Origin of the sequence: Ectobacillus panaciterrae DSM 19096 (genome assembly GCF_000430785.1) — a bacterium.
Taxonomy (GTDB): Bacteria; Bacillota; Bacilli; order Bacillales; family Bacillaceae_G; genus Ectobacillus; species Ectobacillus panaciterrae.
On the sequence record NZ_AUMR01000110.1, the window covers coordinates 1 to 11,117 of the forward strand.

12 protein-coding genes are annotated in these 11,117 nt (G+C 38.5%); 8 read left to right on the forward strand and 4 right to left on the reverse strand.

Annotated features, from left to right (window positions below; genetic code table 11):
- Nucleotides 1-312: 312 nt before the first annotated feature.
- The gene (locus H540_RS0119630) at nucleotides 313-696 is read right to left on the reverse strand and encodes a VOC family protein (protein ID WP_028402067.1); all 384 of its coding nucleotides are present in this window, start codon (nucleotides 694-696) and stop codon (nucleotides 313-315) included.
- 275 nt (nucleotides 697-971) lie between these two features.
- Between H540_RS0119630 and H540_RS0119635 the strand changes: the two genes are divergently transcribed.
- A complete protein-coding gene (locus tag H540_RS0119635; protein ID WP_028402068.1) occupies nucleotides 972-1,538 on the forward strand; it encodes an NUDIX domain-containing protein in 567 nt (188 codons plus the stop codon).
- A gap of 498 nt (nucleotides 1,539-2,036) precedes the next feature.
- Here the strand turns inward: H540_RS0119635 and H540_RS33440 are convergent, their stop codons facing one another.
- Nucleotides 2,037-2,201, reverse strand: coding sequence for a hypothetical protein (locus H540_RS33440; protein ID WP_155891083.1), 165 nt, complete (start codon nucleotides 2,199-2,201; stop codon nucleotides 2,037-2,039).
- Between the two features lie 614 nt (nucleotides 2,202-2,815).
- Here H540_RS33440 and H540_RS0119650 point away from each other — a divergent pair.
- The 5 genes from H540_RS0119650 to H540_RS0119670 all read left to right on the forward strand — a co-directional run bounded on the left by H540_RS0119650 (nucleotide 2,816) and on the right by H540_RS0119670 (nucleotide 7,738).
- A complete protein-coding gene (locus tag H540_RS0119650) occupies nucleotides 2,816-3,124 on the forward strand; it encodes a DUF4870 domain-containing protein (RefSeq protein WP_028402070.1) in 309 nt (102 codons plus the stop codon).
- A gap of 601 nt (nucleotides 3,125-3,725) precedes the next feature.
- Complete coding sequence (locus H540_RS0119655; protein WP_028402071.1) at nucleotides 3,726-4,535, forward strand: TrmB family transcriptional regulator; 810 nt, start codon at nucleotides 3,726-3,728, stop codon at nucleotides 4,533-4,535.
- Between the two features lie 12 nt (nucleotides 4,536-4,547).
- Nucleotides 4,548-5,171 (forward strand): LysE family translocator, encoded by a 624-nt coding sequence (locus H540_RS0119660; RefSeq protein WP_028402072.1) that lies wholly within the window; start codon nucleotides 4,548-4,550, stop codon nucleotides 5,169-5,171.
- A gap of 14 nt (nucleotides 5,172-5,185) precedes the next feature.
- Nucleotides 5,186-5,899 (forward strand): alanyl-tRNA editing protein, encoded by a 714-nt coding sequence (locus H540_RS0119665; RefSeq protein WP_028402073.1) that lies wholly within the window; start codon nucleotides 5,186-5,188, stop codon nucleotides 5,897-5,899.
- 690 nt (nucleotides 5,900-6,589) lie between these two features.
- Nucleotides 6,590-7,738 (forward strand): ATP-binding protein, encoded by a 1,149-nt coding sequence (locus tag H540_RS0119670; RefSeq protein WP_162144546.1) that lies wholly within the window; start codon nucleotides 6,590-6,592, stop codon nucleotides 7,736-7,738.
- A 261-nt stretch (nucleotides 7,739-7,999) separates the two neighbouring features.
- Here the strand turns inward: H540_RS0119670 and H540_RS0119675 are convergent, their stop codons facing one another.
- Nucleotides 8,000-8,740 (reverse strand): 3D domain-containing protein, encoded by a 741-nt coding sequence (locus tag H540_RS0119675; protein WP_028402075.1) that lies wholly within the window; start codon nucleotides 8,738-8,740, stop codon nucleotides 8,000-8,002.
- A gap of 634 nt (nucleotides 8,741-9,374) precedes the next feature.
- Here H540_RS0119675 and H540_RS33445 point away from each other — a divergent pair.
- Together H540_RS33445 and rbsK are read left to right on the forward strand one after the other, a co-directional pair.
- Nucleotides 9,375-9,512, forward strand: coding sequence for a hypothetical protein (locus tag H540_RS33445; RefSeq protein WP_155891085.1), 138 nt, complete (start codon nucleotides 9,375-9,377; stop codon nucleotides 9,510-9,512).
- Nucleotides 9,513-9,731: 219 nt separating this feature from the next.
- Nucleotides 9,732-10,622 carry a ribokinase gene (gene rbsK / locus H540_RS0119685; RefSeq protein WP_028402076.1) on the forward strand — a complete coding sequence of 297 codons (891 nt, stop codon included), beginning with the start codon at nucleotides 9,732-9,734 and terminating at the stop codon, nucleotides 10,620-10,622.
- Nucleotides 10,623-10,969: 347 nt separating this feature from the next.
- Here the strand turns inward: rbsK and H540_RS32380 are convergent.
- Nucleotides 10,970-11,117, reverse strand: a 148-nt coding sequence (locus tag H540_RS32380) for an NlpC/P60 family protein (RefSeq protein WP_211241912.1), incomplete at its 5' end; no start/stop codon positions are given.

The following is an 11,117-nucleotide window of genomic DNA, read 5'->3' on the forward strand; positions in this document are numbered from 1 at the left end:
GTTTACTTGATATTTACCAAATACGTTTCTTTAATTTTTAACAACTATTATTTACACCGTTGGGATTTTCCCAACGGTGTTATTATTTTTGAAGGATCAGAATTAAACAACTTTATTGTAACTATATACAACTGAATAAAAAACCGTCTTTTTACAGTGAGGCGAGAGCATCCGGCGACGTGCGGAAGCGGTCAAACCCTTGTGGTGGTCCATGCAAGGGTAAACCATAGATAGGAAGAAAGCGCCAATGCCTCTGTACACAGCACATTGAAATGTCGAAATCATAAATCATTCATATATACACAGCAGTTATTAGACCTGAAAGATTTGTATGAGGTTACCGCAAGTATCATCAAATACGGCAATGGTTACCTCTCCCATTTTTGTTGGCTCCGTACTAAATACCACACCCAGCTTTTTCATTCTTTCGTACTCTTTTTGAATATCCTCAACAACAAATGCTGTTGCAGGTATCCTTTGCTCAAAAATAGCTTTTTGGTAGGTCTTGGCAGCCGGGTTGCCGTTTGGCTCAAGAAGTAACTCCACTTCGTCTGGCGCTTCGGGCGAGACAACTGTCAAAAATTTAGCTTCCCCTACCGGAATATCCCTTTTCTTTACAAAGCCCAAAACCCCCGTATAAAACTTAAGGGCCTTGTCTTGGTCGTCTACAAATACACTCGTTAGTTTAATCTTCATAATTCTCCTCCTTATATTTTAATAAGTAAGAACGTTTGTTCTTGTGTATCTATTTCATATTATCATAAATTGATGAATTTACGTTACAACAATCAAAGAAAAATATGCAAGATTTTATAAAATTTTTGTCATATCTGATACACAAATGGAATGCTGAAAGCCATACCATTGCGGCAATGTATCTATAAAGGTATATTTCTTGTACCAGAACCTTTAAACTTAATAGTAAATGACATCAAAAGATAAGATGGATGATGCACCAAAGGAGAATGAACATGGAAAAAGTAAATTTTTGTCTTTCATGCGGACAGAGATTAGAAACAAGAAATATAGGTGGAGCAGACCGTAAAGCTTGCCCGAGCTGTGATTTTGTTCATTGGGGAGATTTTAGTATCGGAGTGGGTGCTTGTGTATTTAAAGATGGAAAGGTATTGCTTGTCCGACGAGCACAAGATCCAGGAAAGGGAAGGTGGACAACGCCTGGAGGCTATATCGAACAGTTGGAATTCATTGAACAAACTATTGAACGAGAGATAGAGGAAGAAACAGGGATACGTGCACGGGCTAAGAAGATTATTGCCATACGTGACCTACCGCGAGCTGTTCACAATGTGTATATAGCCTTCTCCATGGAATATCTTGATGGTGAACCTCAAGCAGATGGGATAGAGGTTGATCGTGCGGGCTTCTTTAGCTGGGAGGAGATGCAAACGATGAATGTTGCCCCTTTAACGGCATGGCTCGTCGACGTTGCCCTTCATCAAACGAGTTTAAGTGGGTTAGTCATGGACAAGGATCCAATCGTGCCGTTGGAAATGTACGGATTGTTTCGTTCTATTTGAAGAATGCTGGTTTTAAGAATCGATGTGAACACGAAATCCCTTCAGGTCTTATGATGTGCCCCCCCTTAAGATAGACATGGATAAAACCTTCGGGTAATCTATGTATGTATCCTGGGGGGGGGATTTTTATGGCGAAAAAAGGACAAAAGTTTAAAAGTTACTCATTTGAAACAAAGCTATATATGAGTGAATTATAAATTCGACATTTCCATGTGCTATGTGCAGCGAAAAGAGAGTATGGTATGCTTCTTCTCTTTGGTTTACCCTTGCATAAACCACTACAAAGGTTTGACCGCTTCTATGCTCCGCCGGATGCTCTTTCCCCACTATAAAAAGATGGTTTTTTTATTCAGTTGTATATAGATACATTGAATTCCGATAACTCATGTTATGTAAAGTAAAAAAGGGTGATTCCTTGCAATAAGGAATTACCCTTTTAGGTTTAAAGTATCAACATGTCCAAGTTTGATATATTTTTTGCACCAAACCCTTTTTTACTTATGCTCCAATTTTTTCTTTGACGCATGTATCATGTACTTTTATTAAAACCTTATCATCCAGTTGCATCACGTCTTCTTCATCTAAACCCTTAATCCGACGAAGAATCTCCTTCTCGTACGTTTCTCTTTCCATCTCGTTCAAGAAATACGTTTTTAACATCATTCTCTTCTCACCCCTTTATGTAAAGAAAAGACTCGTTGTTTTATGCAATCACCGTTGTTATTCTTTATGTTTATCCAATGTATTGGAAAGTCTTTTTCTGTATCAACATTATAAATTTTCAAAAAAACAAATTCAACACATTTCTACATTTTTATTTTAAATTCGACATGCAATTTCGAATCACCCCTGTTATGTTAACTGAGCATGTCAACGGTACCGAATCGAATGGGTTAGGGGTGCTTGAAGCACCTATATATGAGTGAATGATAATTTCGACATTTCCATATGCTATGTGCAACGAAAAGGGAGTATGGTATGCTTCTTCTCTCTGGTTTACTCTTGCATGAACCACTACAAAGGTTTAACCGCTTCTATATAAATGATTTATAATTTTGACGTTTTCATTTGCTATTTCGAACAAAACGGCATTGGCACTTACTTCCTCTCTCTGGTTTACCTTTGCATGGACCACTACAAGGGTTTGACCGCTTCTGCACGTCGCCGGATGCTCTCGCCCCACTATCAAAAGACGCTTTTTATTCACTTGTACATAGATGAACTTTGTTATAATTTGTAATTACATTAATATGTATTTAGAGAGGGGTGTATCTTACATGGATAACAAAGGCCTTAAAATACTCATTCATGCTAGTACTTGGTTTGCACCTGTATTAGTTCCTTTTGTTGTATATCTCATTATTTCAGATCGAGAAATTAAAAATTTGTCGCTGCAAGCACTGGTATTTCATTTTATCATTTGGGCTTTAATTACTGTTTCGGCTTTCTTCTCTTGGATATTAATTGGAATTCCGTTTTTGATTATTTTTGGATTAATGGCCTTAATAGCTCCGATTATTGGGATTCTCCGTGCGATTCAAGGTCGTCATTTTCGATATCCTATTGTTGGATCGTGGTTTAAATAGGAATTTTGGACTTTTTCTCGAGAAAACAGAGGCGCGCAGCCTCTGTTTTCTATTTTTGAGCGTTGCGTTTTTCTGGATGAGTTTTGTTTTGTCACTTTACCCATAAGTTTACCAAAACAGGAAGCATAAAGTTGCCAGAAATCTCTTGTTTTTAAACATACTTCCACGAGTTTTCATGAAAAATGGAAGCATAAGTTTGCCGCGAATTAATAATTTACTCATAAGCTTGCCATTAGTTTATGCAGGTTTTTATACATACGGAGCACAGGAAATAACGATAATGATTGCTGAAAACTACTGCTATAATGGGATGAATAAGAAACTGCATATGTAGGTGAAGGTAATTCTTCGGAGGATGTTGATAAATTTGGGGTTGGTGGTGAAGATAGCTTCTAATAATGACATGTTATGTTAACTGAACATAAATATAAGATACATTAATCCTTGTTTACCTAACGATGCATAATGGCTAGAAAACAAAAGATGTTAAATATATAGAGGTTTCATTTAAGTAGTGAGAGATATCACTACTTTTTTCATTGACACAAAATATTATCTTGATTATAGTAGTGATATTAATTACTACTAAGGAGGAGCCGCTATGGAACATCTAATTGAGAAGTTTGAGGCAATTGGTTTTTCAACAAATGAAGCAAAGGTTTACATGACGTTGTTGAAGGAATCAGCCATAAATGGTTACGAAATTAGCAAAAAGAGTGGCGTGCCGCGCTCTATGGTGTATGCAGTCATTTCAAAATTAGTAGCAAAAGAAGCGATTATAGAGTTACGAACTGAACCGCCAACTTATATTCCAGTTCCGGTAAAAGAACTGATGATGAGTCGAAAAAAGCAAGCAGAAGAAACATTCAATGTTTTAGAAACAGAATTGCAAGCGATTGAAAAGCCGGCAGCAGTCAATGTAATTAAGCATATTGAAGGACGTAAGCAAATCATTCATTCCATAGAAAAGTTGATGAGAACAGCAAACAAGGAGGTTTGGCTTTCTGCATGGGAGATGGAATTGGAGGAATTACGTAGTTCTGCCGTAGAAGTGCAGGAAAACGGAATCACGATGTATTCATTGCTCTTTACCAATCAGGAAACGGCATCTTTCGGGCACACATTCTATCACCGCAGAGATACGTCTTCTATTGAACAACATAGAATGGGTCAAAGATTAACAATTGTGATTCAGGATAACCAAGAGGTATTGATTGCGGGATTTATTGATGGTCAAATCCCACAGGCTATTCAAACCACCGAACCAATGCTAGTTCTGTTAGCTAAAGAGTATATTCGGCACGATATGATGATGAAGATTGTCAGTGAAAAATTAGGAAATGATACGTTGAATTCATTCTGGCAAGGGGATGACCTACTAACTTATATTGTTCAGAACTTGAAGAAGTAAGGAGATGTTCTTATGTATGTGGAGATTTTTTTAATTGGTGTTTTGGCAGCTTTATCTCCTGGACCTGATTTTGTAGTAGTGATGAAAAACAGTTTAGGGATAGGAAGAAAATATGGCGTTGTCACAGCATTAGGCATTGCCAGTGCATTGATTGTTCATATCACCTATACGGTTTTAGGTTTTACAATCATATTAGAAAAGATGCCTGTTGTATTTCATATCATGAAACTTGTTGGTGCTGCCTATTTACTATGGTTAGGTTGGCAGGGCATTCGCTCGAAAGCACAATCGCAAAATTTATATGATGTAAGTGTAGAACAGCTTTTAAAACCATCTATGAGACAGGGATTCCTTGAAGGATTTTTGTGTAATGTGTTAAATCCTAAATCGGCTTTATTCTTTTTAAGTGTGTTTTCACAATTTATCGGACACAACACACCAAGCTGGGTTCATTGGATTTACGGTGGAGAAATTATGCTAGCGGTAAGTCTTTGGTTTATCTTGTTAGCTGTATTGATTTCAAATCCGTATTTCAAAAAAATCTATCAGCAGTATATGCATTGGTTTGACCGTGGGCTTGGAGTTATTTTAATTACTTTTGCGGTTGCCATTGGGATAACTGTGTTTTCAAGTTAAGGGGATGTTTGAAAGTGAAAATTGAATTGTACGGAGAGAATAGTTATGTAAAGGAATTTGAAACACAAGTTGTTACAGCAAATGACAGATTTGTTGCATTTGAACAAACTATTTTTTATCCAGGCGGCGGCGGGCAACCCTGCGACCGAGGAACTATTCACCAAGGTGAAGAGACCTATAAAGTAATACAAATAAAAAAAATAGACGGTAAAATCATTCATGAATTGGACCGTCCATTGCATAACACAGAGCAGGCAGTCGTTATGAAAATTGATTGGTCTTGGCGTTTTCAAAATATGCGGTATCACACATTACTGCATGTGATTGCAGGCTATCTACATCAACATTACGGCGCTTTAGCTATGAGTAGTCAAATTGAAAGCGAACACGCGAGGCTAGAGTTGGCTTTCCCTGATGGGAAGATGGAAAAAGTGCCATTTGAGCAATTAGAACAATTGATAAAGAACCTGATTGCGCAATCACATTGTGTTCAAACTAAAACGATTAGTAGAATAGAAGCAGAGCAAAAAGAAGGTATCATTAAAACTATTGTTAACTTACTTCCAACTTCTCTGAGTGAAATCCGAATCGTTCAAATTCATGATATTGATGAGCAAGCTTGTGGCGGAACTCATGTCAATAATACCACTGAAATTGGGAACTTTTCTGTTATCAAAATTCAAAATAAAGGTGCCACGAAAAAAAGAATAAAGATTCGACTTGAATAAAGAGTTGAGTGAATAGAATGCGTCCCTAATTAATGTATTTTCAAAGTAGTTGTATTGTTAAATAAGTAAACTATATCCACTTCCAATAACGGGAATTATGTGAACTGATACTGATGGATTATTGAGCCAATTTTTCGTATTGGAAGCATAAAGCTGCCGTAAACTAAAAGAAGCATAAGTTTGCCAAAACGGCAATCTTATGCTTCTTTTTACATGTTTTTTTATAAGTTGATATAGTTAAATTTTTACTTTTAAGCAAAATTTAGTATGTGATTATAAAGATAAGACGACTATTGTAAGTTCAATGGAAAATTCAAACCTTTGGTAGATTTTGCTAAAGGTTTTTCTTATGCTTAGAGAAGTACTAGATAGAGCGTTTGTAGTCTCATTCAAAATCGGACACTTTTTTCGTAAAATCACATCTTATAAGCCCAAACTCATTTGGGACTGTGAACTACCACGAACCTAAAGGTATCGTAGTTTTACGCCCACAAATATAAATTTTTGGTATGTTTTGGTTAGCATCAGCACGAATAAGCATGTTGTAGTATACTTAAAGTGCTCTGTATTATATAAATTAAAGGTTTTAGGTGAATCCATATGCTTATACTGAATCAAGATGTAATAAACAATTTCTTTTATATATTAATAAGTATTTTCTTAGCTTTTTTCCTGGTCGAGAAGAGGTATGTGCCAGAAAAATACGTGAAAGCTGTAATTGTCATTACAGCTGGTATTTCTATTGTTTTATGTATGCTGTCGCCTATTGATGTAATTGAAAATTGTATCCATGATATGAGGCAAATCCCGTTTGTATTAGGAATCCTATATGGGGGCTGGCCGGTGGGGATCATATTATTAGGCATATTGATAACTTTCAGGATTTTAATTTATGGCTATACTTTTATATCTGTTATCGTGTATATTACTATGTTTTTCTTAGCTCTTTTCTTTATCAGACCTTATGCTCAAATGAAAAAAAGAAAAAGAATCTTATTCTCTGCACTAATATATATATTGCTCGCGACAGTTGCGGCCATACAGGCAAAGCTGATTAATAATTTTCAGATAACATTTGGTTATGTTATAAACTTTATTCTATTTCCTTCCGTTGGCACGATGCTCATTACATTTGTAGTGGAAACTTTGCGGGATCATATAAGCTTAAGCAACAAGATGATTAAGCTTGAGAAAATGGAAGTAGTCAGTCAATTAGCTGCCGGTATATCTCATGAAATAAGGAATCCGTTAACAGTTGTAAAGGGATTCTTACAGCTGTTTAGAACAGATGGATTATCTAATGAAAAGAAAGAGATGTATGTTGGCCATGCACTTATTGAATTAGATAGGGCAGAAGCTATTATTAGCGATTATCTTACGTTTGCTAAACCTTCTTCTGAAAATATTGTAAATATTGATGTGAAGCAAGAGCTGCTTAGAATTATTGATATAGTTCACCCATTAAGCAATGGGAGCCCTATAACAATTTACAAGAATTTAGAGCCATGTGAAGTAAAAGGAAATGTTCAAAACCTGCAACAAGTATTTTTAAATATTATAAAGAACGGAATTGAATCTATGTCGGGGGGAGGCACCTTAAAGATTCAGACGAGGCGCGAGCGGAAAACGGTCATTATCACTATTCAAGATACAGGCTGTGGTATGACTAATGAACAAATACTGCGTTTGGGTGAACCATATTTTTCTACAAAAGAGAAGGGAACCGGTCTAGGAATGATGGTATCCTATAGAATCATCGAATCCATGAAGGGGACCATTGAAGTTAAAAGTCATATTGGAAAGGGAACCGCGTTTTATATTAAGTTGCCGAGTGTATAAAACCTCGAATGAAAATAGTATATATAAAACTGAATAAAAAAATCGTCTTTTTATAGTGGGGCGAGAGCATCCGGCAACGTGCAGAAGCGGTCAAACCCTTGGTTCATGCAAGGGTAAACCAGAGAGAGGAAGTAAGTGCCCATGCCGTTTTGTTCGAAATAGCAAATGAAAATGTCGACATTATAAATCATTTATATATAGAACAGAAGAACCCCTGCCGAATAGGCAGGGGTTCTTTATGCTTCCTAAAAACAATCAGCCTTAATCAAGGACGCGAATTGTTACAGTCTTGCGTCCCCATTGGAATGCTTGATCTTTTGTAGGCATTAATACGTCAATGCGGTTTCCTTTAATCGCGCCGCCTGTGTCGCCAGCAATGGCTTCTCCGTAGCCTTCTACCCAAACTTTAGAGCCAAGCGGAATGACTTTCGGATCGACCGCGATAAGCTTCATATTCGGGTCTTTACGGATGTCGATGCCAGTTGCGGTAATGCCGCTCATGCCTTCATCGTAAGGTGTGTACGCAGTAGCCTCTACTTGAATTTCTTGTGCAGCTTTAACTGTTTGGGCACTTAAGTATTGTTTGTATACATACGCTGTGCCGCCGTTAAATTCAATGGCAGCCCAGCCGTTTCCTGCATCATTTGTAACCTTGACTGCTTGTCCATTTGCAAGCTTGCCTATGATGCTGTTGTTTGTACCGGTGCCTGAGCGTACGTTTAGTACAGTAGCGTTCACGTAATACACGCCGTCGTCTTTTGTATATGGTGCGCTCACGTATGCTGTTTGTCCGTTAAAATCTATTTCTAACCAACCATTTGCTTGATTCTTTACTTGTAATGTTTGACCGTTTGTCACTTTGCCTAAAATGGGTGAATTTGTGCTCGGAGCTTGTCGAACGTTTAATACACTTGTATTTACAACTGTTGCTGCATCTGCAGTAGCTGTAAAGAACCCTAACCCAAAGATTGCTGCTGTTGCCATACTTAGTACTTTCTTCATTCGTTACCTCCATTTTCCATCATGTGTTACTCGCATTATAGCAATCTCTTTTTTAGTAAATGGTAAAATCACACAATCAAAATGGAACTGTAATATTCTCTTAACGGTTTGTAACAAAGAAAAATAGGGAAAATCTTCGTTTTTCCCTGTCGTTTCCTACAAAAAAAGATGATTTCAAAATTTTGGTATGTAACAAAATTTGTCTATTTCCCGAGGAATAGAGAAAATGATGTCAAAAAAGCTCTGTCTCATGTCGAGACGAAGCTTTTCATTGACAATTTCTCCGCCGATTACATGGATCGTTTACCCTGTATTTCTTAACCATTTTCTTTGTATCTTCTGCTCATCATAATAAGAGCGATAGCGGCTCCTTCTTTCGCAAACGCTATGGTAGCAGTATGGCAAACATAATTATCTTAATTATGAAAATTTTTATATTTGCTATTTTTTTGCAAAAGAATGGTTGCCGAAATGCGCGAAATGGAGTATAGTTGTAAATGGAAGCGATTACAATCCTCTTGGAATAAGAGTTTTGTCTCGTCAATTTTACGGAATGATAAGGGGAGTTTGTTTTTTGTTTTTCGTTGAAAGCGTTAACAAAAACGTCCGTATCTTCAGGGAAGGGTAGACAGCTATGAAGAAATACGAACGAAAATTAAAACAAATTAGCTTAAAGCGTCAGGCCAACACGCATCGTACGGCTGGTGTTGCTGCCGGACATAAAGATGAGAAGGCGGAAACAGAACGGGAAAAGTCTTCTGTATCAAACTAATTGTTTTGTACCTGCTTCGGTTGGGGAGCCGGGCGCGGGGATACAGAGCAAGCACGTGCGGGAATAGGGGTATATTCTTATATAAAGCACCGTAGGGGAAAAGCAGAGATTGGGGAATCTCTGCTTTTTCTTTAAAAGGAAAATCCGTCTTTGTAAGGCGGATTTTCTTCTTATATTATGGAATTATTCTTAAGAAAGGCATGGGAAGGAGAGAGAAAGATGAAAAATATTGCGGTTGTAGGAAGCAGCTCGATAGATTTAGTAGTGGTATCCGAAAAGCGTCCTAAAGCGGGTGAAACGGTAATTGGACAGGCCTTTCATACTGTACCCGGCGGCAAAGGGGCCAATCAAGCGGTTGCGGCTGCACGGTTGGGCGCCCATGTCGCTATGATTGGCGCTGTAGGAGAGGATGCGTACGGGGAAGCGGTGCAGGCTAATTTTAGACATGAGGGAGTTTGTACGGAAAATGTGAAAACTATTGCAGAGACAACGACCGGAACGGCGCACATTGTATTGGCTGAGGGCGACAACAGCATCGTTGTCGTACCAGGTGCGAACGGGCTTGTGGATCGGAGGCTGATTGATGAAGCGAAGGATGTCCTGGCAAAAGCGGACATGGTGCTTCTGCAGCTTGAAATTCTGTTTGATACGGTGCAGTACGTGCTGGAGCTTTGCGAAAAGCGGGACGTACCAGTCATTTTGAATCCGGCGCCGGCGCAGCGGCTGCCGGAAGAAATGATACAAAAAGCGGCGTACTTGACGCCGAATGAGCATGAATGCCGCGTCGTGCTGAACGATTTCACATCGCCGATTGAAGAGCTGCTGGCCAAATATCCAAACAAGCTGCTGATGACAGAAGGAGAGTTGGGCGTTCGATTCCATAATGGAATGGACGCGGTACGCATACCGGGTATTAAGGCGAAAGTTGTAGATACGACAGGAGCGGGAGATACATTTAACGGCGCGCTGGCAGTTGCGCTTGCGGAGGGAAAGGAACTGGAGAGGGCGATTCGCTTTGCGAACGCTGCTGCAGGTATGTCCATCACGAAGCTGGGAGCGCAGGGCGGTATGCCGACTCGAGAGCATATGGCGAAATTTGAGAATGAATAGAATATGTGAATGGAAATGAAAGCATAAGCGGTCTAATCAAACGTTTGTTTAAATCAAAAAACTGAGGAAACTCGGTTTTTTTCTTATAGATTGCAGTCTTAATAGTTGTATTTATATATATAACTGAATAAAAAAATGTCTTTTTATAGTGGGGCGAGAGCATCCGGCGACGTGCAGAAGCGGTCAAACCCTTGTAGTGGCCCATGCAAGGGTAAACCAGAGAGAGGAAGTAAGTGCCAATGCCGTTTTGTTCGAAATAGCAAATGAAAACGTCGAAATTATAAATCATTTATATAGAAAACGCGTCCTGCCAAGCAGGACGCGTTTTCTATCAAACTGTAAATCTCTTAATAAGGCTTTGTATAGCCTAAGAAATGACTCTTCCAGTAGGAATTGCTAAGATTGCTTATAGCGACGCCATTGTCTCCCGCCTGCACGAATGCGCCGTTTCCGAGATATACACCCATATGAGATGCTCCAGGCTTATACGTGTTT